Source organism: Sphingobacterium sp. N143 (assembly GCF_030325625.1).
In the GTDB taxonomy this organism is placed as follows: domain Bacteria; phylum Bacteroidota; class Bacteroidia; order Sphingobacteriales; family Sphingobacteriaceae; genus Sphingobacterium.
Map to the genome: position 1 here is coordinate 197,439 of NZ_JACAIS010000001.1, position 22,019 is coordinate 219,457.

23 protein-coding genes and 3 tRNA genes are annotated in these 22,019 nt (G+C 40.7%); 14 read left to right on the plus strand and 12 right to left on the minus strand.

The window, feature by feature from the left end; translation table 11 throughout:
• The first annotated feature begins 20 nt into the window (after positions 1-20).
• Positions 21-878, plus strand: coding sequence for a mechanosensitive ion channel family protein (locus HX021_RS00710; RefSeq protein WP_286587533.1), 858 nt, complete (start codon positions 21-23; stop codon positions 876-878).
• A gap of 2 nt (positions 879-880) precedes the next feature.
• Here HX021_RS00710 and HX021_RS00715 read toward each other — a convergent pair whose 3' ends face one another.
• From HX021_RS00715 to HX021_RS00740, 6 genes are all read right to left on the minus strand, one after another.
• Positions 881-1,033 carry a hypothetical protein gene (locus tag HX021_RS00715; protein ID WP_286587535.1) on the minus strand — a complete coding sequence of 51 codons (153 nt, stop codon included), beginning with the start codon at positions 1,031-1,033 and terminating at the stop codon, positions 881-883.
• A complete protein-coding gene (locus tag HX021_RS00720; RefSeq protein ID WP_286587536.1) occupies positions 1,030-2,004 on the minus strand; it encodes a 2-hydroxyacid dehydrogenase in 975 nt (324 codons plus the stop codon). Before HX021_RS00720 ends, HX021_RS00715 begins: the two co-directional genes overlap by 4 nt.
• 153 nt (positions 2,005-2,157) lie before the next feature.
• Positions 2,158-3,600 carry a serine hydrolase domain-containing protein gene (locus HX021_RS00725; protein ID WP_286587538.1) on the minus strand — a complete coding sequence of 481 codons (1,443 nt, stop codon included), beginning with the start codon at positions 3,598-3,600 and terminating at the stop codon, positions 2,158-2,160.
• A 31-nt stretch (positions 3,601-3,631) separates the two neighbouring features.
• Positions 3,632-4,372: a LytR/AlgR family response regulator transcription factor gene (locus tag HX021_RS00730; RefSeq protein ID WP_286587539.1), complete on the minus strand. Its 741-nt coding sequence runs from the start codon at positions 4,370-4,372 to the stop codon at positions 3,632-3,634.
• Entirely contained in the window at positions 4,365-5,411 is a 1,047-nt protein-coding gene (locus HX021_RS00735; protein ID WP_286587541.1) for a sensor histidine kinase, read from the minus strand. Before HX021_RS00735 ends, HX021_RS00730 begins: the two co-directional genes overlap by 8 nt.
• A 3-nt stretch (positions 5,412-5,414) precedes the next feature.
• Positions 5,415-6,296 carry a LiaF transmembrane domain-containing protein gene (locus HX021_RS00740; protein WP_286587542.1) on the minus strand — a complete coding sequence of 294 codons (882 nt, stop codon included), beginning with the start codon at positions 6,294-6,296 and terminating at the stop codon, positions 5,415-5,417.
• Positions 6,297-6,562: 266 nt separating this feature from the next.
• Between HX021_RS00740 and HX021_RS00745 the strand changes: the two genes are divergently transcribed.
• A complete protein-coding gene (locus HX021_RS00745) occupies positions 6,563-6,898 on the plus strand; it encodes a DUF3276 family protein (RefSeq protein WP_286587543.1) in 336 nt (111 codons plus the stop codon).
• Positions 6,899-6,998: 100 nt separating this feature from the next.
• Here the strand turns inward: HX021_RS00745 and HX021_RS00750 are convergent, their stop codons facing one another.
• On the minus strand, positions 6,999-7,826 hold the full coding sequence (locus HX021_RS00750) for an alpha/beta fold hydrolase (protein ID WP_286587545.1): 828 nt from the start codon (positions 7,824-7,826) through the stop codon (positions 6,999-7,001).
• A 186-nt stretch (positions 7,827-8,012) separates the two neighbouring features.
• Between HX021_RS00750 and HX021_RS00755 the strand changes: the two genes are divergently transcribed.
• The 9 genes from HX021_RS00755 (at position 8,013) to eno (ending at position 14,052) form a co-directional block, all read left to right on the plus strand.
• Positions 8,013-8,086: transfer RNA gene (locus tag HX021_RS00755), tRNA-Arg, on the plus strand.
• Positions 8,087-8,115: 29 nt separating this feature from the next.
• A tRNA-Arg gene (locus HX021_RS00760) sits at positions 8,116-8,189 on the plus strand.
• 164 nt (positions 8,190-8,353) lie between these two features.
• Positions 8,354-8,427, plus strand: a tRNA-Arg gene (locus HX021_RS00765).
• 74 nt (positions 8,428-8,501) lie between these two features.
• On the plus strand, positions 8,502-9,071 hold the full coding sequence (locus HX021_RS00770; RefSeq protein WP_286587547.1) for an adenylate kinase: 570 nt from the start codon (positions 8,502-8,504) through the stop codon (positions 9,069-9,071).
• Between the two features lie 36 nt (positions 9,072-9,107).
• Entirely contained in the window at positions 9,108-10,106 is a 999-nt protein-coding gene (obgE, locus tag HX021_RS00775) for a GTPase ObgE (protein WP_286587548.1), read from the plus strand.
• A 438-nt stretch (positions 10,107-10,544) separates the two neighbouring features.
• Positions 10,545-10,901 (plus strand): TM2 domain-containing protein, encoded by a 357-nt coding sequence (locus HX021_RS00780; RefSeq protein WP_286587550.1) that lies wholly within the window; start codon positions 10,545-10,547, stop codon positions 10,899-10,901.
• On the plus strand, positions 10,901-11,212 hold the full coding sequence (locus HX021_RS00785; RefSeq protein ID WP_286587552.1) for a DUF2752 domain-containing protein: 312 nt from the start codon (positions 10,901-10,903) through the stop codon (positions 11,210-11,212). The genes HX021_RS00780 and HX021_RS00785 overlap by 1 nt, the downstream gene beginning before the upstream one ends.
• Positions 11,213-11,445: 233 nt before the next feature.
• The gene (gene carA / locus HX021_RS00790) at positions 11,446-12,546 is read left to right on the plus strand and encodes a glutamine-hydrolyzing carbamoyl-phosphate synthase small subunit (RefSeq protein WP_286587554.1); all 1,101 of its coding nucleotides are present in this window, start codon (positions 11,446-11,448) and stop codon (positions 12,544-12,546) included.
• A gap of 210 nt (positions 12,547-12,756) precedes the next feature.
• Positions 12,757-14,052 (plus strand): phosphopyruvate hydratase, encoded by a 1,296-nt coding sequence (gene eno / locus HX021_RS00795; protein WP_286587556.1) that lies wholly within the window; start codon positions 12,757-12,759, stop codon positions 14,050-14,052.
• An 85-nt stretch (positions 14,053-14,137) separates the two neighbouring features.
• On the opposite strand, the gene HX021_RS00800 is transcribed toward eno, so the two are convergent.
• Genes HX021_RS00800 through HX021_RS00810 form a run of 3 tightly spaced genes read right to left on the minus strand, consistent with a single transcriptional unit; the run spans position 14,138 to position 16,866 of the window.
• The gene (locus tag HX021_RS00800) at positions 14,138-15,028 is read right to left on the minus strand and encodes a DUF72 domain-containing protein (protein ID WP_286587558.1); all 891 of its coding nucleotides are present in this window, start codon (positions 15,026-15,028) and stop codon (positions 14,138-14,140) included.
• 1 nt (position 15,029) lies between these two features.
• Positions 15,030-16,220, minus strand: coding sequence for an MFS transporter (locus HX021_RS00805; RefSeq protein ID WP_286587559.1), 1,191 nt, complete (start codon positions 16,218-16,220; stop codon positions 15,030-15,032).
• Positions 16,221-16,224: 4 nt separating this feature from the next.
• A complete protein-coding gene (locus HX021_RS00810; protein ID WP_286587560.1) occupies positions 16,225-16,866 on the minus strand; it encodes a YceH family protein in 642 nt (213 codons plus the stop codon).
• A 160-nt stretch (positions 16,867-17,026) separates the two neighbouring features.
• On the opposite strand from HX021_RS00810, the gene HX021_RS00815 reads away from it, so the two are divergent.
• Genes HX021_RS00815 through HX021_RS00825 form a run of 3 tightly spaced genes read left to right on the plus strand, consistent with a single transcriptional unit; the run spans position 17,027 to position 20,086 of the window.
• Positions 17,027-17,932 carry a histone deacetylase family protein gene (locus tag HX021_RS00815; protein ID WP_286587561.1) on the plus strand — a complete coding sequence of 302 codons (906 nt, stop codon included), beginning with the start codon at positions 17,027-17,029 and terminating at the stop codon, positions 17,930-17,932.
• A gap of 9 nt (positions 17,933-17,941) precedes the next feature.
• Positions 17,942-19,000 (plus strand): nucleoid-associated protein, encoded by a 1,059-nt coding sequence (locus tag HX021_RS00820; RefSeq protein ID WP_286587563.1) that lies wholly within the window; start codon positions 17,942-17,944, stop codon positions 18,998-19,000.
• Between the two features lie 6 nt (positions 19,001-19,006).
• Positions 19,007-20,086 (plus strand): DUF3810 domain-containing protein, encoded by a 1,080-nt coding sequence (locus HX021_RS00825; RefSeq protein WP_286587565.1) that lies wholly within the window; start codon positions 19,007-19,009, stop codon positions 20,084-20,086.
• 70 nt (positions 20,087-20,156) lie between these two features.
• On the opposite strand, the gene HX021_RS00830 is transcribed toward HX021_RS00825, so the two are convergent.
• Both HX021_RS00830 and lpxB read right to left on the minus strand, forming a co-directional pair.
• On the minus strand, positions 20,157-20,792 hold the full coding sequence (locus tag HX021_RS00830) for a hypothetical protein (protein ID WP_286587566.1): 636 nt from the start codon (positions 20,790-20,792) through the stop codon (positions 20,157-20,159).
• A 57-nt stretch (positions 20,793-20,849) separates the two neighbouring features.
• On the minus strand, positions 20,850-21,965 hold the full coding sequence (lpxB, locus tag HX021_RS00835; RefSeq protein ID WP_286587568.1) for a lipid-A-disaccharide synthase: 1,116 nt from the start codon (positions 21,963-21,965) through the stop codon (positions 20,850-20,852).
• Positions 21,966-22,019 lie beyond the last annotated feature (54 nt).

Genomic DNA, 22,019 nt, shown 5'->3' on the forward strand with positions numbered 1-22,019 from the left:
GCGATATATATTTAATGAAAATGGAAAGTAATTTGAATAGTTTGGAAATCAGATTTGGAAGATTGATCGATATCGTGATTGATGCCGTACCGGGAATCATCGGGGGCATTATCTTATTGGTTATTGGCAAATATGTGATCAATTTGGTCAATAAGTTGTTGCACAAACGCTTTGAAAAAAGAAATGTCGATCCCTCCATTCGTGCTTTTATCTCCAGTATAGCAAAAATTGTCATGTGGGTCATGTTAATATTGACAGTGGCGAGTCAGATCGGTATTCAGACCACCTCATTTATTGCGGCATTATCAGCTTTTGGTTTGGCGGTCGGTATGGCACTTCAGGGGAGTTTAAGTAATTTTGCGGGTGGTGTATTGATTCTGATGTTCAGACCATTTGAAGTGGGGGATTACATTTCCAGTGCAAATGGAACTTCTGGAACCGTGGAGCGGATTGATATTTTATATTCCACATTGATTGGCGATGATGGTGTGCGTATTTTCAGTCCCAATGGACCTTTGGCCAATTCTGTTATCAAGAACTACACAAAAATTGTCCAACGGATGTTTGAATATACCATCAGTATGACTTATGACAAAAATGTAAAAGATGCAAAGGATATTATCCTACGGGTGCTGCGTTCCAATGAACATGTGCTGACAAGTCCTGAACCGACAGTATTTGTCAAAGAATTGGGCGATAATTCCATGATATTGACTGTACGGGCATGGACCAAGCGGGAGCACTATTGGCCGACACGCAACTCCATGCAGGAAAAAATTATGCTAGAATTGGAACGAAATGATCTTAGCCTGTCCTCCAATCCGACACAGATTAGCATCGTTTCCAATGCAAATGATCAAGGGCAGTCCAAAGTATAGGTTTAATCATCTGCTAAGGCATGGATAAGAATAAAGTACCGATAGGCTATAATGGCCTGTTGGTACTTTTTTAATTTCGTGGGGTCCTTTTTTCCGTATTTCGGCAATACGGCCTTATTTAACCTGTTTAAAAACTGAAAAAACTGTCTTTTCATGTATATATTTCTTTATTGATCGTTTGTGGCATTTGTTCTCCTCGGCTGGCAGCGATTAAATTACTGGCGGCCATGATCGCCATATTATCCCTGGTTTCTGTTGTCGCAGATCCGATGTGAGGTAGAACACAGACGTTTTCAAGATTTAACAAAGGATTGTTTGGATCCATCGGTTCTGGATCTGTCACATCTAGTCCCGCGCCCCATAACTGTCCGTTCTGAAGGGCTTGGGTTAAATCGCTCTCGTTGATTAATCTTCCACGGGCAGTATTGATTAAGATAGCAGAATTTTTCATGCGGGTAAAGGTATCCCGGTTGAATCTGCCGGCTGTCGCTGCGGTTAGTGCAGCGTGAATAGAAAGAACATCACTCTGCGTGAGAAGATCATCAAAATTGACATACCGGGCTCCCAAAACCCGCTCAGCCTCCTCATTGCGGCTCCTGTTGTAATAAATGATCTCCATATTGTAAGCTGCTCTGGCTTTGCGGGCAAATTCAAAACCAATTCTTCCCAACCCATAGATGCCAAGGGTTTTATTGTTGAGTTCTATCCCTAAATGTGCTGTAGGATCAAAACCTTTCCATTCGCCATGCAGAATACGTTTGTGGTTAAAGAATGCTTTTCTGGATACGGCCAGCATGAGCAGAAAAGCAACGTCCGCTGTTGCGCCAGATAGTATGCCAGGTGTATTGCTAACAGGGATCCCATAGCGGGTGGCTGCGGGGATATCGACGTTATCATAACCTACACTCATTAATGATAAAGCCTTGAGGTTGGGACAATGCTGGAAAAAATGTGCATCAAATTTTTGCATGCCACCATTTAAAACATAGTCCACCTGCTGGGAGGCTTGGATAAGTTCAATCGCCGTTAAGGGCATATCCGAATCGTGGATGCGGATATCATGGCCGGCAGATGTTAATAGATCAATACCTTTCTGTGGAATTCTTCTTGTAATAAAAATTTTCATGTGCATGTATTTGTCGTGTAGCAGGATCAACTGATAAAACGGATTCCGATGTTTTCGTGCAAATTAATCGTTGCTCATGCCAATAATAACAAAAAAAGCTATACCCTTGTTTGGATATAGCTTTTTTTGCGGTCAACTAGCTGTTCATATTTTTTATTTCGCATGGAGTAAGTGGTCCAATATCATTTTACCTTTTTCGTCTACTGGAAGTGCCGAATTGGAAAGTACAACAACCGCACTTTTTTTATCAGGAGATAAAGCTAGGTATGAGCTGCTTCCAGCGGTACGGCCATTGTGCCAATAAATGGTAAGGTCATCCAACAGGTTCATATGCCACGCAAGTCCGATATCCGTGTCGGGGGGGAGGAAAAAGGTGAATAATCGGGTATTGGCCATGGCATTTTCCAATGCCGTCTGTGGCATTTTAAACTGCGCACTGGTAAACTTTAATAGGTCCTCCAAGGTTGATTTGAGTCCGCTAGCGCTGCTGAAAATATGATAAGACAAAGGTGTTACTTCCTGCCCATCTTTGTTGTATACCTTTAAGGTATCTTTTTTCTTGGGGTCTAATACCTCAAAGGTATTGTTCATGTCAAGCGGTTTACAGATGATTTCACGAACCGCCTGATCGTAAGGCTTCTTATAAATGTCACTGATAATATCCCCTAGGATGGCATAGCCCAGATCACTGTATTCATATTCTTCCCCAGGTACTTTTTTGTTTTTAAAGCCAGATAAATAGTTGTATAGCATCTTTTTATCATAGCTTTTATAAGGATCATTCGGGTTGTACGCGTTAGTTTTCTCCAGATTATCAGGGAGTCCAGGGAATCCTGAAGTATGGTTGGCCAGCATCTTGAAGGTTATTTTTGATAAATCTTCATTCTTTTTGAGTGTATCCGGCAGAAACAATGCGATTGGTTGATCCAATGTTATGGTGCCTTGTTCGACCAGATTTGACAATAAAATTGCTGTGAAAACTTTACTCAGGGAACCAACTTCATAGATGGAGGTATTGGTCGGTGTGGTTTGGTTACCTTGGGCAGTCTCTCCATAAAAATACGTTTTGACCTGACCATTTTTAACGACACCAATTGCAAGGGATTGTGTATTTGCCTGTTTCAAATAAGAATTGGCAATCGAATCGATCAAAAAGTCATCTTTGTCCATCGCTCTTGATGTAACAGGAGCTTCAGTTTTTTCCGCTATAAGGGGCTGCTCCGCAACAGCTGTGTCCATCGGACTAAAGTGCAGTGTGCTGAATTTTAGGGTCGAGTCCGCTGCAAATTTTACTTCATAGGACTGATTGTCAAAATCCATTCTATAGGTTGCCAAGCCTTTTTCGAAAGAGAGGATATCCGAACTCTTCACCCTTCCAAGGGGATAGATCTCTTCGAGCATTTGGGTGAATCTGGGAAGATTATACTGCGTTTTGAAAGAATCACTCGCTAAATTATACGCAGAGTCTGTTAATTGAGAATTAATAAAAAACTCCAATCTGTTATAAACTGCTCTGTTGATCTGTTCCTGGGGTTTTGTTTGGGCAAAGGTGTATGATGTGATGCCCAACAATATTGTTGTAATTAAATGTTTCATATCTGTTGATAACCACAAAGCTACGGAATGTTTAAATCCCAATCAATTGTTTTAATCGGGCATAGCCTGATTTACTGATGTTGAGCTTCTCTCCAGACAGCAATGCAGCAATATAAGAGTCCTTTTCGTAGGGTTCCAATTTGGCCAACTGATCCACCTTGATAATGTAAGAGCGGTGGATGCGGACAAACTGGTTTTGATCCAATGATTTTTCGAAAAATGCCATGGTTTTGTTCTTAAGATACATACCATCCTTTGTATGGATCTTAACATAGTCATCGTAGGATTCCAGGTATTTGACCGTATCTATTGGTATGATTTTTATCTGGGTTCCAGTTTTTACGACGATGCGGTCAATTTTTGTTTCGTCCTGAGCGGTGAGGACCTCATAGTTGGGCTGTGGCTTTTTCTCCGGTGCTGAAAAGCTGGCTCTGAATTTTTCCAGTGCTTTTTTGAATCGGGCAGGGGAAACAGGTTTGAGTAGGTAATCCAGGGCATTTTTTTCAAATGCTTTTAATGCGTATTCATCAAAGGCCGTGGTGAAAATAATAGCGGGTGGGTGATCGATCAATTCTAACATCTCAAATCCGGTTAGCTTGGGCATTTGTACATCCAAAAAGACCAAGTCCGGCTCATGGGTTTGAATAGCTTTGACGCCTTCAAAACCGTCTCCACATTCGGCCATGACGGAGATATCTGCTTCATTCTTTAGATAGCCCGCAATAATGGAGCGTGCCAATGGCTCATCATCAATGATAACGACTTTAATCATATTGAGGTATTTTTAAGGTGCTTATAAATATATTATCTATAATTTGGGTTTCAAGCAAATCATTTCTTCCATATAAAAGGTATAACCTACGCTGAATGCTGGAAAGCCCAAAACCTGTGCCTTTTTTTGGTTTTGACTGTTCCTCAGTATCAAATGGATTGGTGATCTGAATCAGCAGTTGACCTTCAGCAACGGTACATTTAATTCGTATTTCTACTTGGTCTGTTACATTGTAAAGTCCATGCTTAATGGCATTTTCAACCAAAGGCTGAATAATCATTGCAGGTAACTTGGTGTTGAATATTTCTTCAGCGGCGGAAATAGACGTATTCAAGCGATGACCAAAACGAACTTTTTCAATGTCCAGATAAAGTTGAAGATGATCCAGCTCTTCCTCAAGCGTGATAATCTGATTGTTCTCTTTTCGGAGTGTGCCGCGTAAAAAGTCAGACAGCTGGAAGGTCATATTGCGGGCTTCATCGGGATTGGTGCCAATCAATGCGATGATCGAATTTAAGCTGTTGAACAAAAAATGAGGCTGCAATTGTTGTCTTAAGTTATAGAGCTCAGCCTCACGCAGCAAGTTCTCGGATTCCTGTTTCCGTTTGATATTATTGATATTATCCTCTTGAATGTTCCAGACAATATTGATGATTGCAACAGAGGTCAGGATAAGAAAGTTGACAATACCGCGATACGGTAGGGTCAGGTCCAACAAATCAATGAAACTGGGCTGGATAAAGTAACTCATTAAAAAGCGGCTCAATACGGTACTTATGCCAGCCATGATCAAGCCAATAATAAGCACCTTCCAGATTTCCCTGGGTTGAGGTGTGTAGAAATTCAGTGCAGTGGACATCCCGTAACAACAAAACATCATCACAAGGCTATTGATGGATGAGTCCTTTAATGCAAGCTGCTGATCAAAACCCGAACGAAGCATCAATAAGTACTGTAACGCAAAATATCCGAAAAATACGGATATGCAGATTATACTTATTAATCTACTTTTTACACTGTGAAACAGCCTGTTCTTCATTGATTAAGCATTTTTTATCGTTAAATTACCCAAGATACATGTTCCCGTGATGTAGATCTTTTTATCGGCATCCGGATTATAGATGGTCTGAAATCTCCGGTCGTCGACAGACCCCAATATCGAGGCAACATTACTATAGACTGTCCAGTGCGGCGGAATAATAATACGTGCGCTGCCAAACAGCTGAAAGGTATCGATGACAATGGCCTGCTGAATATCCGCTTTTGTTAGGTCAAGTTCAATACTCCCAAACACATTTGTTAAATTGCCGCCCCGAAAATGCTTAGAATAGATTACCTTCTTTTGGCTGGCAAAGATGGAATTCAGGTTGAGGCTATCCTCAAACGATTGATGAAATGAGCGATGCTCCTTGTCGCCAAAAGCCTGCGGGTCAGGCGAGGCTTGTTGGCTAGAACTATAATGCTCATTAAAAGGCTTTGACGCTGGATCACTGGTTGGTACATCCGTCGAATTCTCGGTTGGAATATTGACCCGTTTGTCCCAATCATAGGGGGTATGAGGTGGTATGGGGTCGGAAGGAGGCACCATCGGTGGTTTTCTTTTGCTCATGATAAAGTAAATCCCGAGAGAGATGATGATGATAGGCACAGTCACCGAACCAAAATCTGAACGCATCATTCTCGAAATGAGACTAGCACCACCTATGATCAATAGGATAATGGCTGATTTCTTTTGAAACTGAGAGTTTACCCCAATGACAAGACCGATGATGATCAATATTGTTGGCCAGCCGAATAACCAATCTGGAAACCAACTCCCCAGGTTCAGGTTATTCAATAGTAAGAACAAGCCCACAATGATAACAATCGCCCCCACAATATTGCGGCTATTATTGCTGTTTGGTATGATAGGTTCTTTTTCCATAATGTTTTTAATATTTATGACTCAAAGATAGAGACACCAATAAATACTGTACATTAGCTTTAGGTAATACAACTTATATTTTCGGTAAATGTAATGATTTCGTCGGTAAAAAATCTGGAAGTTGAATTTTTATCCCCCTTTCGAATAGGATGAATCTATCAATTTTACGGATTATTGTCTTTTTTTTTAATATTATTTGGTGTATTAAAATGAATTATTATATATTTATCAAAGATTAAGATTACTTTAAACTTAAATAACAACCAATGGGAGATTTTGAAAACAAAGAGCGTGAAGAAGTTTTTTCAAAAAAGGTGAGAGCAGGCAAGCGTACTTATTTTTTTGATGTAAAAGCAACTCGATCGAACGATTACTACATTACTATCACAGAAAGCAAGAAGCGCTTTGAGGATGGCCAGTTTATTAAGCATAAGATTTTCTTATACAAAGAAGATTTTGAGAAGTTTGCTGAGGGTTTGACAGATGTGGTTAATTACATTAAGTCCAATCAAGAAGTAATCGAAAAGCGTTATGAGCCTAATTTTGACGATGCTTATGCTGAGGAAGCTAGCAGTCGTTCAAAAGACGATTTTTCGTTCTAATGCTAAATGGAATGAAATATCAATGAAAAAAAGAAATAAAGCCACATCAGTGGCTTTTTTTATGTAGTCTATTTCCTAGTCTGAAGGAACTGTAGCGGCCTTATAAACTAGTCAAAAAATCATTCAAGACAGCATTGAACTTGTCCGGTTCTTCAAGATTGGGTAAATGTCCGGACTCCTCAAATTCCATGAACCTTACATCGGGAATATTTTCGATCAGCACATTGGTTTGCTCCTCGCTCATCAGTTTGTCGTGTTTCCCTTTAATGACCAGTGTTGGGATAATAATCGTCTTTAAAGAATGGGTCGTATCTGTACGGGAAGCCAGCGCCAGCTGTGTGGCACATATGCTGGAAAGTTCATTTCTGCGAATACAGCTCTTGATAAGTTCAACGGCTTCTGGATTTTCCTGGATCGTTTTTTCATAAAATACATTTTGCGTAAAACCGATTGCGAATGGTCTTCGTCCATATTTAAGTAGGGCCTGTATGGAATCAAACCGCTTTTGCTTGCCTGTATTGTCGTCAGCAAGCGAGTTTGTATCACATAAAACGAGCCCCAGAAGTTGTTGACCGATCAATTCATAAGTGCGTAGTGCGATATATCCCCCCATTGAAATTCCACATAAAACGACATGGTTTAAGTCCAGTTTACGAATAAACTCAACAAGATCTTTTGCAAATACATCAACAGAGAAAAAACCATGTCCATTGGTGGTCAGGCCATGCCCCCGAACGTCGATGGCAATACCGGTATAATCTTCATTAAGTTCCAAAAGCTGTTGTTTCCAGGTGTTCTTATTGAATGGAAATCCGTGGATAAATAGGATGGTTTTAGATGCAGGATATGATTTGCTGGGGCGGATATAATAGGAGATACTGATATCTCCAATGCGGATTTTGCTGAGTTTTAAATCTCTTTTGCTCATGAATAATAACATTTGTCAGTGTCTGAAAAAAAAAGTTGATGTTTTAAATATAATATTATCAACGAGATAAATAAAATCTTGTTTTATAAAGTTTAAAAAACAGAAAAAATGTTTGTTAAATTGATAAATATACCGATATTTGCGTCACCAAAACAGAAAGGCACATGGCTTGGTTTTGGCTGCCCAGCGCTCATAGCTTAATTGGATAGAGCACCTGACTACGGATCAGGAGGTTAGGGGTTCGACTCCCTTTGAGCGCACAATATCAAATTCTATTTGAGTGTTTAAAGCACTCCTAGCTCAATTGGATAGAGCATCTGACTACGGATCAGAAGGTTAGGGGTTCGACTCCCTTGGAGTGCACAAGAAAGCCAGTCATTTTGATTGGCTTTTTTTACAAGAAGATTGCCCAGTTTGCTGCGGTAGGGAGAAGGTCTTTTTGAAAAAAAATTTGTAAAAAAACGAATTCTGACTATATTTGCGTCACCAAAACAAATGGGACAGAGTTCTAAACGTAATGGTTTACTGCGCTCCTAGCTCAATTGGATAGAGCATCTGACTACGGATCAGAAGGTTAGGGGTTCGACTCCCTTGGAGCGCACGACTGAAAAGCCTAGTCATCATCTGTGATTAGGCTTTTATTTTTTAACTCGTTTTAATTTCTTAAATAAAACTATGCTAAACCTTGTAATATTTGGCCCTCCGGGCGCAGGTAAGGGAACCCAATCTGCAAAGCTTATTGAAAAATATCAATTGGTTCATATTTCAACAGGTGATATTTTTAGAGCACATATTAAAGGTCAAACGCCACTTGGTCAACAAGTAAGCCAGATTATTGCTGAGGGAAATTTAGTGCCAGATTCGATTACAATTGCCATGCTGGAAGAGGAAGTGAAAAAGAATCCCGATGCGAAAGGATTTATTTTTGATGGATTTCCTCGTACCGTTGCTCAAGCTGAGGCATTGGATGCGTTCTTAAAAGGTATTAATACCTCCATCTCTGTTGTAATCGCACTGGATGTGAATGAGGACGAATTGAAAGAACGTATCGCTAAACGTAAAGAAATCTCTGGCCGTTCGGATGATGATGCGGATAAATTGGTGAAACGTATTGATGAATACTTTACAAAGACAGTGCATGTGTTGCCTTATTACGAAGCACAAGGTAAGTTGTCTAAGGTTGATGGTATCGGTGAGATCGATTCAATCTTCAAAAACCTGACCGATATTATTGATAATTATTAATTGAATAGCGACTTTTTTAGACTGTAATATATTGTAATGGCGCAAGGATCGAATTTTGTTGATTATGTGAAAGTGTGTTGTCGTTCGGGACATGGTGGGGCAGGTTCGGCTCATTTGCACCGTGACAAGCATACCGCTACGGGTGGTCCGGATGGTGGTGATGGTGGCCGCGGTGGTCACATCATTCTAAAAGGGACCTCTAATCTTTGGACTTTGCTCCATCTGAAATATCGTAAACATATCATCGCTTCCAATGGTGAGTCCGGTGGTAGTTCTTTGCGAACTGGTGCTACCGGTCGTGATGAGATACTGGAGGTGCCTTTGGGCACTATCGCAAAAGATGCCGAGACCGGGGAGGTGCTATTTGATATCACAGAAGACGGCGAAACAAAAATCTTGGTTCCCGGCGGAAAAGGTGGTTTAGGTAATTGGCATTTCAAGTCACCCACCCAGCAAACACCCCGATTTTCACAGCCTGGAATGCCAGGTAAAGAGCAATGGATGGTTCTCGAACTGAAGGTGCTGGCGGATGTTGGTCTAGTAGGTTTTCCAAATGCTGGTAAATCGACCTTGTTATCCGTTGTCTCAGCCGCAAAACCCGAGATCGCCAATTACCCTTTTACAACATTGGTCCCTAACCTTGGTATGGTCAGCTACCGTGATAACCGGTCTTTTGTCATGGCAGATATCCCGGGGATAATTGAAGGTGCTTCTGAAGGGAAAGGATTAGGCTATCGTTTCTTAAGACATATTGAACGGAATTCTGTGTTATTGTTTATGGTGCCTGCTGATACGGACCGGACAATCCGTGAAGAATATGCCATTTTATTAAATGAATTGACGGCTTATAATCCTGAACTGGCGGATAAACCCAAATTGTTGGCTATTACGAAGTCTGATATGCTAGACGAAGAGTTGGAAAAAGAAATGGAGCAAGAACTACCAGAAGCTGTACCTTATATTTTCATTTCTTCAGTGACAGGCAAGAATATATTGCCATTGAAGGATATGATCTGGAAAGCAATAAACTCCTAACAGTTGACAAAATAAACAGGAAAGGCGCTTCGGAAGAGGTGCCTTTCTTTGTTTATGTAGGTATCATCTTAAGCCTAATGCCAATTTTTAATCACTTTTTAGACAATAATTAGTCATTATTTATTCAGTTCACACTGAGTGATTACTGAACAAGCACTGAACAATCACTGAACAAGCATTGTCAAAAAGCCTAATTTGACCACTGGTTGATCCTAATTTGCTGCAACTAAAAATTAAAAGAAAAAAGGATGGAGCTACGCTAACGTAACAAAAAGATTGCTGTTATACGGCAAGAGTGCATTTTGGAAATAAGATGAGCTAAGGCGTCGCATAGTGTCCAAAAAAAAGTATGTTTTTAAGTTTTTTTTATTAATTTCAATCTATTATTTACGCACTGATAGACGAGTGGTTTTTAGTTACACGCCAAATTAAATCTAAATGAAAACAGAAGACGAAAAATATTGTGTAGAATGTGGCCAGGTGATTAATGTCAAGGCTGAGGTTTGCCCATTTTGTGGGGTCAGACAACCTGTATTCTATGCCAATCAGCCTTTTCAACAACAGGCTGGTAAAACTCAGGATGATCGATGGTTGCCCGCTTTATTATTTTGTTTTTTCCTTGGCCCATTTGGGGCACACCGATTCTATTTGGGGCAGATCGGTACTGCAATTATCCAATTGGTGACTTTAGGTGGCTGTGGGATATGGTGCCTGATCGACCTGATTATGATTATTGTTGGTAAGTATAAGGATGCGGATGGACAGTATATTAAAAGTCCGATAAACAATAATTAATGACTTCCCATATACTAAAATACCTTCGTGTACATTGGATTTATTCCATGATATTGGGGTATTTTGGTATTTCTATTTTGCTCTATCTGTTTTTGGATATACATATCTTGGTGCCTTGCCTTTGGAAAAGCATAAGCGGATACGAATGTCCGGGTTGTGGCCTGACCACGGCTTTTATGGCCTTATTGCAGTTGGACTGGCAAAGGGCCTGGGCCGCAAATCCATTGATTTATATTCTTGTGCCTGCTATTATTTTATTGATTTTAAGGGATTTTGGACGGTTTAGAGCCGCTCAGATGATCCATCAATAAAATAATTAAAAAATGTTTTTCACTTTTCAGGGATATCTTGTAACTTTGTCTCCCGTGAAAATTAAAGTAGAGTCTTTATTGGTAGGTGCCTTAGGAAACGGTTTGTCAATCGTGAATGATGCATTGTTAATTGATATTTTAGCCCATTTGAGGGCTTTTTTTATATCCAATGAAGAAGGCTTTAGGATTCAGCAGATCAAAAAAGATACACATTTTATAATATTACATCGATAATGACCAACTACAGCAAATTGCCTGCAATTTTAGTTTTAGAAGATGGTACAGTTTATCACGGTAAAGCCGCTGGTAAAATTGGTACGACTACTGGTGAGATCTGTTTCAATACAGGTACAACCGGTTATCAAGAGATTTTTACAGATCCATCTTATTTTGGACAAATCATGGTAACCACCAATGCACATATTGGTAACTATGGTATTGATGAGGATGATACCGAGTCGAATCAAATTCAGATCGCAGGATTGGTTTGTAAAAACTACAACATCAACTATAGCCGTAAAATGGCAGATGAATCTATTCAGAACTATTTTGAAGCAGGAAACTTAGTCGGTATTTCAGATGTGGATACGCGTTCTTTAGTGAGACATATTCGTGATAAAGGAGCGATGAATGCTATAATTTCTTCAGAAACACTTGATGTGGAGGAGTTAAAAAATCAACTGGCAAAAGTCCCTTCAATGGACGGTCTTGAACTGTCTTCGAAAGTAACGACGTCAGAACCCTATTTCTTTGGTAATGAAAATGCTTCATTACGTGTTGCGGTATTGGATCTGGGGATCAAGAAAAACATCCTGCGTAATTTTGAAGCACGCGATGTCTATACAAAAGTGTTCCCGGCAAAGACTACATTTGAGGAAATGGAAAAATGGAATCCAGACGGTTACTTTATTTCGAATGGCCCTGGTGATCCTGCGCCAATGGACTATGCTGTTGAAACCGTAAAATCTATTTTGAATGCACAAAAGCCAATGTTTGGTATATGTCTGGGACATCAGATCTTAGCTTTGGCAAATGGTATTCGTACCAGTAAGATGCATAATGGGCACCGTGGTATCAATCACCCCGTTAAGAACATCATTGCCAACCGATGTGAAATTACCTCCCAAAATCATGGTTTTGGAGTTGTTGCAGACGATATCCGAAATTCAGAAAATGTGGAAGTAACCCACGTCAATCTGAACGATCAATCGATCGAGGGAATCCGTATCAAAGGAAAGAAAGCGTTCTCGGTACAATATCACCCAGAGTCTTCACCTGGTCCACATGATTCCCGTTACCTGTTTGATGATTTTATTGCCATGATTAAAAACTAAGTACAGTCATAACGATAAAAAAACCTCCACTCAATGGAGGTTTTTTTATCGTAGGTATAGTAACAATTATTTATATCGGGTATATTTTATTCATAATAAATGACGATATAAATACATTTTTTGTTATATTTGATTGTGAAATATGGCTGTAGATAAGAGTGTGTCTTATTTACACTAAGTAATGAAAATAAATTATAGTCTAATAAAGAGATGAGTTTAATTATCGATGTTCATGCGCGTCAAATTTTGGATTCGCGCGGTAACCCTACGATCGAAGTAGATGTTACTACACAAAATGGTTTTGTTGGTCGTGCAGCTGTTCCTTCAGGTGCTTCAACAGGTGTTCACGAAGCAGTAGAATTGCGCGATGGCGACAAGTCAACCTACTTGGGTAAGGGTGTCTTGAAAGCAGTTGAAAATGTGAATACCAAAATTGCGAAAGCTTTGGAAGGTGTGGATGTTTTCGAACAAAATGCCATTGATAAGATCATGATTGATTTAGACGGTAGTGAAAATAAAGGGAATTTAGGTGCAAATGCTATTTTAGGCGTTTCTTTGGCGGTGGCAAAAGCAGCTGCTCAAGAGTCTCGTCAACCTTTGTATCGTTACATCGGTGGTGTGAACGCCAATACCCTGCCTATTCCAATGATGAATATCATCAACGGTGGATCTCACTCTGATGCGCCTATCGCATTCCAGGAATTCATGATTATGCCAGTAGGTGCCCCTTCTTTCTCAGAAGCACTGCGCTGGGGAGCTGAGGTTTTCCATACCTTGAAGAAAATCTTGCACGATAGAAATCTTTCTACTGCTGTAGGTGATGAAGGTGGGTTTGCACCGACTTTTGAAGGTACAGAAGATGCGATCGAAACTGTATTGAAAGCAATTGAAACTGCAGGTTACAAACCAGGACAGGATATCTGTTTGGCCTTGGATTGTGCGTCATCTGAGTTCTACAAAGATGGTAAATATGATTACACGAAGTTTGAAGGTGATAAGGGTGCTGTACGTACAAGCGAAGAACAAGCAGGCTATTTAGCAGAGTTAACGGCTAAATACCCAATTATCTCGATCGAAGATGGTATGGCTGAAGATGATTGGGCTGGCTGGAAAACATTGACTGAGAAAATCGGTGACCATGTACAACTTGTGGGGGACGATCTTTTTGTAACAAATACGAAACGCCTTCAACAGGGAATCGATACAGATACAGCAAACTCTATTTTGGTAAAAGTAAACCAAATTGGTTCGTTGACAGAAACAATCAATGCAGTGACTTTAGCTCAGAATTCTGGATATACTTCAGTGATGTCGCACCGTTCCGGTGAAACTGAAGATGCTACAATCGCTGATTTGGCTGTTGCATTGAATTGTGGCCAGATCAAAACAGGTTCTGCATCTCGTTCTGACCGTATGGCTAAATACAATCAATTGTTGCGCATCGAAGAAGAATTGGGTGGCAATGCCCGTTTTATCGGTAAAGATTTTAAATACGCAAAAAAATAAGCTGCGGATTACAGCAAATGAAAAAGGTCGAAGTTTATACTTCGACCTTTTTTATGTTGTCAATATATCCAGATGATTCCCAGTATTAAAATAAGCTGTTTTGGCTTCCATTTTTATTGGGATACTTTAAATTCAGGCCAAACGTAGCGTTCATTTTTTTGATAAAATGAGCCGCAAGTAAAGGTGATTCAACCTCGATATTTTGATGGATAAAGAAATATAATTTCTGTAGCCCATTGTCACGCCAAAGCTTTAACAGGTCGATCCACTGATCCAGGCGCTCATAATCCGAAGGATGGTTGGCTCCCACATAACGAACAAAAGCGATGGGGCTGGTCAAACGCATGTGGAGCATATCCCTTCTGCCGGCCGTGTCAACCAGTACATTGGTAACTTGGGTTTCTTCCAGCAACGCATAGAGCTCTTTCGTTACCTCCGGTTTCGAAAACCAGTCGCGGTTTCTTACCTCCAAGGCTAGTGGGACCTCTTTTGGCCAGTCATGCAAAAATAATTTCAAGCGGGCCATATCCTTGGGACTGTAGTTGTCGTGCATCTGCAGAAAAACCATGCCTAGTTTTTCGTCAAATCGGCGGATGGCATCCGTAAATAATTTTACCTTATCTGCCGTGTTGAGCAACCTGCTGAAATGGCTGATCGACTGTGGGACTTTTGGGAAAAACTTGAAATCATCCGGAGTCTTTTTCTTCCAGGTTTCTACTTGTTCCAAGCTCGGGGAATTGTAGAAGGTTGCATTCAGTTCGATGCTGTTGAATTGAGTGGAATAGTATACCAGCTCATCTTTCGTCCCCCTGGGATAGAAGCCTTTTAAATCCTGTTTATTCCACTTAGCACAGCCCACATATACTTCGAAGGGCTGATTATTTTTGAAATGTTGTAGTAACCCTAATGTTTCAGCTGCTGTGGGGGGAAGGGTAAAGTCAATTTCTTCGGGATGGTCTACTTGGCCAAATTTCATATCATTTCTTTCTTAATTTATGATCAAATAACAGATGTGACAACAAAGCCAATAGTGTATAGCCGGTACCTACGGCGATCACACCAGGCCATTGGAAATGCTGCCACGCTTGAGCCGCAAAAAAAGTGCCTGTTGAGCCCCCAATAAAATAACTGACCATATATACCGTGTTTAAGCGATTGTTGGCACCCAGATTTAAAGCGTAAAAATCACTTTGGTTCAAGATATGCATGGACTGCAGCCCCAGGTCAATCAGGATGACGCCCAGAATCAGTCCCCAATAATAATTGCCGAAAATGGCGAACAGGAACCAGCTCAGCAGTATCAATAAGATGGCGTATAAGATGATTTTTGCTTTGTTTATGTAAACGGTCATTCTATTGACGAAAGCTGCTGCCAAAGCGCCGCAGGCACCGACAAGGCCAAATGCCCCGGCTGTGGCTGCACCAGCGAAAAAAGGAGGACCTTCAAGGTGAAATACCAGCGTCGTGAAAAATGCTGAAAAAGCTCCAAATCCCATGGCGCCACGAAATGAGGCCAGTTGAAGTACGGGCTGGCTTTTAGCAAAGTTCCATACAGATCGCATGAGCTGTTGGTAGGTACCTTTAAAGTTAGGTAGGACTTCCGGGAGTTTCACTGCAATGGCAATTGCTGTGACAAGCATAATTGCTGTTGCGATCCAATACATCTCACGCCAACCCAAGTAAGAGCCCACAAATCCACTGACTACCCTGGAAAGTAATATTCCTATCAACAGTCCTGACATCACCATGCCGATGGCTGATCCTTGTTTTTCTTTTGAGGCCAGCTCAGCAGCCATGGGCACGAAAATCTGGGGAATAACAGAGGTGAACCCAATCAAAAAACTGAAGATCAGGATAGCCGTAATGGAAGTAGACAAAGCCATTCCTGCCAAAGAAAGAATAATGAATACGAAATCGATCAGAATCATACTCTTCCTGCTAAACATGTCGCCCAAAGGAACGATCAGCAGCAATCCACAGGCATATCCGATTTGGGTCAGCATGGCTGAATTGCTGACGGTAGCTTCATCTACATCGAGATCTTTGGCAATTAGGCCAAGCAGGGGTTGGTTGTAATAATTATTGGCGACGACCAAGCCCGTTGCGATGGTCATGAGCCACAATGTGGCATTGGATAATCTGTTTTCTGAACCTGTTGTTTGAATCATATAATTAATGTAGTTCGTCCCACAATTCTTGCAGTTTTTGTTTTAATTCCGCAACTTCATGCTCTAATTGTCCAATGCGTTCCAGAAGCGCCTGATCGTTGGCTGATGGCTGGGCCGTAGCGGTGTTTTCAAACGTTTCCAGATTGACTTCGCCAAGTAAATGAATATAACGTACCTCTTTATGTCCTGCTTGTTTTGGGAGCACAGCCAGATAACCTTCCTGCACTAGTTTTTCCAATTGATCATTGATATCCTGCAATGATTCAAATTCATAAAGCCGTCCGGAGTTTGAATTGATCTCACCCGCAGTCATGGGGCCACGGAGGAGCAATAGGCAGATAATTGTCAGTTCTGATGGGACGAGTGGAAATTGTATCGCAACATTGTGCTTATATTTTGTCACACGGGAGCCACCACCGACAACAGTTGAAATGAGTCCCTTTTTCTTTAGTATGTCCAAGGTATTCACAATGTCCTCATCGGTATATTGAACAACCGGCTTCCGGGAAGTTTTTTGGTTACACGCGGCCTGCAAACTGTTGATTGTCATGGGGTAATATTCTGGCGTTACCTTTGATTTTTCGATAAGTGATCCAAGGACACGTTGTTCCATGGCAGACAGTTGAGGCAAATTAATAGTTTCCATTTGATTGTTCAAGAATATAAATCTATGATTGAATATCGGCTTGATGCCATGTTTCCGTTAACAGGGACCTGCAGGTCTGTTATTCAAAGATGCCCTTTTTCCGATACAACTCCAAAATATCTTTTTCTTATCTTCGCATGAATTAAAATAAGATATCAAGGTGCTCAAAATAGCTTTTCGCCCAGAATTTATTCATCCGGTCAAAGAAGGGCATCGTTTTCCGATGCTGAAATATGAGTTGATCCCTTTACAGCTGAAACATGAAGGGATAGCCAATGATCGTAATTTTTTTAGTCCAGAACTGGCAAGTTTTGAGACCTGTTGCCTGGTACATGATCCACATTATATAGAACAGCTTTTCGATCTGACTTTAGATGCCAAAATGGTACGGAGAATAGGTTTTCCATTGAGCAAGAGCCTCGTTGACCGAGAACGCTATATTTTGGATGGAACGATCCAAGCAGCGAGATATGCACAGCAATATGGGGTGGCATTTACGATTGCCGGAGGAACACATCATGCGGGTTATGACTTTGGTGAAGGATTTTGTCTGATGAATGACCAGGCTACTGCTGCGGGCTATTTGTTGGAGCAGAAGTTGGCTCAGCGTATTTTGATCATCGATCTAGATGTACACCAGGGGAACGGCACGGCACATATCTTTAAAGGACATCCACAGGTATTTACATTTTCTATGCATGGGGAGAAAAATTATCCTTTTATCAAGCAGCGCTCCTACCTGGATATTGGTCTTGCTGATCACATTGCAGATGTGGATTACCTAAGGATCTTGGAAGAGAACCTGGTGGTTTTGTTCAGTCATATCAGACCTGATTTTGTGTTCTATCAGGCTGGTGTAGATATCTTGGCCACGGATAAATTAGGAAAACTGAACCTGAGCCCCAGAACCTGTGGCATTCGGGACGAATTGGTGTTCAGCACCTGTCGTCATTACCATGTTCCAGTTCAGGTTAGTATGGGAGGAGGATATTCACCGCAGATCAAAGATATTGTCAATGCCCATTGCCAGACATTTAAAATAGCAATAGATTTATATAATTTATAAAATAAGAATATGTTTTTTCACCAAGACGCAACATTTGAAGCATTATCCATCCACCGAGTCGGAAACAAAGCACAGGATGAATTTTATATATTGTCGGATGCCCCTGTACCTCTTGAAGGGGATGAAGTCCTTCCAGGACTTTTGATGCAATATTTTATGAGCCCTTTTGCGAAAGTCAACGAAGTATATCGTCTGTATCACCCGAATGAAGAACTGGACTTGAACGAGGTGTTTTATTTTGTCCGTCAATATTTCAAGGAACAACTTCCGTTTCATGATTTCTCCCAGCAGATTTCCAAACATCTTTATGAGGTATCCAACCACCCGAAGATCAAAGCAGGGGAAGTGTATGTTGTTGCGCTGAAAAATGTGCAGATTGAAGGGGAGGAGCACGATGCCATCGGAATATTTAAGTCCGAGAATAAAGAGACTTATCTGAAAGTGTACCCCGAGCAGGGGGCTTTTATGCTGGAATATGAACAGGAAGCGATCAATATTAACAAGCTGGACAAAGGCTGTATTATTGTCAATGTGGAGGAAGAGGAAGGATATAAGGTTCTTGTACTGGATCAGACCAACCGGCAGCAGGAGGCCGTATACTGGAAGGATGAGTTTCTGCAGGTACGTGTACGAAATGATCATTTTAATCAGACAGGAAACTATTTAAAAGTTTATAAAAATTTTGTTCAAGAGAAACTGGAAGAGACCTTCGAGTTGGAAAAGGCAGATAAGATCGACCTCATGAACAAGAGCATGAATTATTTTAAAGAAAAAGAGACCTTCGTACAAGAGGAATTCGAAGAGGAAGTGCTGGGTAATCCGCAGGCGATTGCCCTGTTCCAGGATTTTAGGGCTGGCTTTGAAGATGAATTTGATTCCCCTTTTCAGGCGAGCTTTGAAATTGCGGATAAAGCCGTGAAAAAGATGGAATCCTCTTACAAATCGGTACTGAAACTGGATAAGAATTTTCATATCTATGTCCATGGAAAGCGCGAGTATCTGGAAAAAGGATTTGATGAGGAAAAAGGCATGAATTATTATAAGGTCTATTTCGAAAATGAAAGCTGATCAGTCATGGCAAAACGCAGTAAAATAGCGGTTTTTATTTTAGTATTGCTCCTGGGACTCCTATTGCTATTATCCTCTATAGAAGACAATAGTTTATGGGTAGAAGAGAGGTATGCACGACATTTTTACAGATTTTATGGCTATATCCCCAGTTATATTTTGGGGTATATCCCATTTAGTTTTGGTGATATATTTTATGTTTCTGTTGTCATTTTCCTGTTTTACTTAGGAGGGCAGGTGTTACTGACCTTATGGCGTAAGAACTGGGGCAAAGCTTTCTCTACTTTTTTGTTTGCGATCAATCTGTTGCTTGGACTATACATCTTCTTTTATATTTCCTGGGGACTTAATTATTACCGAAAACCGATCAGTGAGAATGCATCTTTAAAGGTCGATAGCCTGCGTTTGGCAGATTACTTGATGGTGTTGGAAGAGTATCTGGATACCACGAATCTATTGCGCGGACAGGTAGACCCTGCACAATGGAACCAAAAGAAAGATATCATTCAAAAGGATCTGGCGAAATGGGTTCTGAAGGACAGTACATTTTCTTCATTTCTGTCCAATAGCCAGGTGAGGGCAAAATCACCATTAAGCAGTACCATGGTTTCCTATTTTGGAGTGTCCGGATATTTTAATCCCTTTACCCATGAAGCACAGGTTAACAGCGCTATGCCCGTTTTTTCTTTCCCATTTACTTATGTCCATGAGCTGGCACATCAACAAGGGCTGGGATTTGAAGACGAAGCCAATTTTGTTGCTTTTGTACGCTTACAGTATCATCCGCAAGCTTTTTATCGTTATTCAGCTTATTTGCAGACCACGCTTTATATGCTTCATGAACTGCAAGGGATGTATCCCGACCTGGCAAAAAGTTATCACACACGACTGAGTGCGCTGGTTCGGGCAGATATCAGTGAAGAACGCTTATACTGGAGCCGTTATACGGGCTGGATCAATGAGCTGATGGGCTTGTTCTATAATCAATATTTGACCCATAATAATCAGAAAGAGGGGATGGCCAGATACGACCGGATGACACGCCTGGTGTTGGCCTATGAGCTTAAAAAGAGAGGCTGCAATTAAGTAAATACCATGCAAAAAAGCAGCAGCAATCAGGTTATGCAGCTGCTTTTGCTCAGCATTGCCTTTATCGTTATAAGGTGGATATCAATTCAAATGTACCTTCGTTGCCGGGACTTCCTGAATAAATCTGCCCTTGAGGCAAACCCCGGAGCCCTGTTGGAGCAGTTTTGATGCGGTCATAAATATTTCTTAGGTCTGTGTTCGCATTGACAGCTTTACCGCCTGCGGCAACATCACCATAGATATAATTTGTCGCCTTTTTGTCCGTAACCTGAGGCTTTATACTCCCTGTAGCTAATGTAACTTTCACTTTCCCTCCATTTCCATTTGGAAAAGTTTTCGTACCATTAAAGGCATCATCACCTTTGGCAATAATATAGAGCGAGCCTAAGGCCTGAAAGTTGGCGTTGATGTCAAAATTCGCACCGTTATTTTTGCCATCTGTGCCGTAGAAAGTTGCTTTATTGCCAATTTCAGCATAGCCAATTGTAAGCTTCACATTTTTTTTACCATAGAAAGATAAAGTGGATTTATCCTTCATGATTAAAGTATCAATGTGAATGACAACAGTAGAATCTTTACTGTCAATATTTTTCTTCGCCTTTTTTCCAATCTCAAGTTTGGAGATATGTTGTGTTTCCTGAGCTTTTCCTGCAATGGCGAGAGCAAAGCTGAGAAAAAGACTTAATATGAATTTCGCTTTCATAAAAAAAACAATTAACTGTAACTAACTAGTAGTTTGACAAATAAGAAACAAAAGAGTTTAATTTTTAGCAAGATATTTTACAATTAATTTTGCTGTTTTTTCTGAAGCTCCTGGTGTTCCTAATTTCTCGGCCAGTATATCATAATTTTCCATAACACTTGCACGATGTGACTTGTTATTGATCAGCTCACCGACTTCATAGGATACATCATAGGCTGTACAGTCTTCCTGAATGAGTTCCCGAACGGATAAAAAGTTGTTGATCAGATTGACCAAGGAGATAAACTTGACTTTGATAACCAGCTTAGCTATCCATATCGATAATGCATTTGCTTTGTATACGACGACCTGGGGGACCTTTAAAATACCGGTCTCCAGTGTTGCTGTGCCACTGGTCACTACGGCAGCCTCAGCATTGTTAAGGATATCGTATGTTTGATTGAAGAGGACCGGAATGTCAATGCCTTTGAAGAATTGTTTGTAATAGGATTCGTCAAAATTTGGGGCACCGGCGATAACAAACTGATGAACAGGGAAAAAATAAGGTAGCTCCGCCATGATAGGGAGAAGTCTCGAAATCTCCATTTCCCTGCTGCCCGGTAACAATGCAATCAGGGGTTTGTCTGTAAAACCATTTTCTTCCCTGAACTGTGGGTTGAATTTATAAGCTGAAATAGCATCCAGCAAGGGGTTGCCCACATAATCGACCGGCATCCGCCATTTTTTGTAAAAATCTACTTCAAAGGGCAATATACAGAACATATGGTCAACAACCCGTTTGATTTTTTTGACCCGGCTTTGGTTCCAGGCCCACACTTTAGGCGAAATATAATAGCAGGTTTTGATCCCATTTTTTTTTGCAAAATCGGCTATTTTTAAATTGAAACCAGGGAAATCAATTAAGATAACGGTATCTGGCCGCTCTTTCAAAAGGTCATTTTTTACAATCTTAAGATTTCTGGAGATTTTGCCCAGGTTTTTCACAACCTCAACAAAACCCATAAAAGCCATCTCTGAAGTATGTATCAGTGCTTTAGCCCCAGCTTCTGCCTCCATCTGGTCGCCACCCACAATGTTGAATGTCGCATCGGGATCCTCTCTTTTTAAAGCTTTGATTAAATTTGCACCATGTAAATCTCCTGAAGTTTCACCAGCAATAAGATAGTATTTCATGAAATAATTTTTTGAACTGTTAAAGATAAGATTATTCTAGGGATATGATGAATT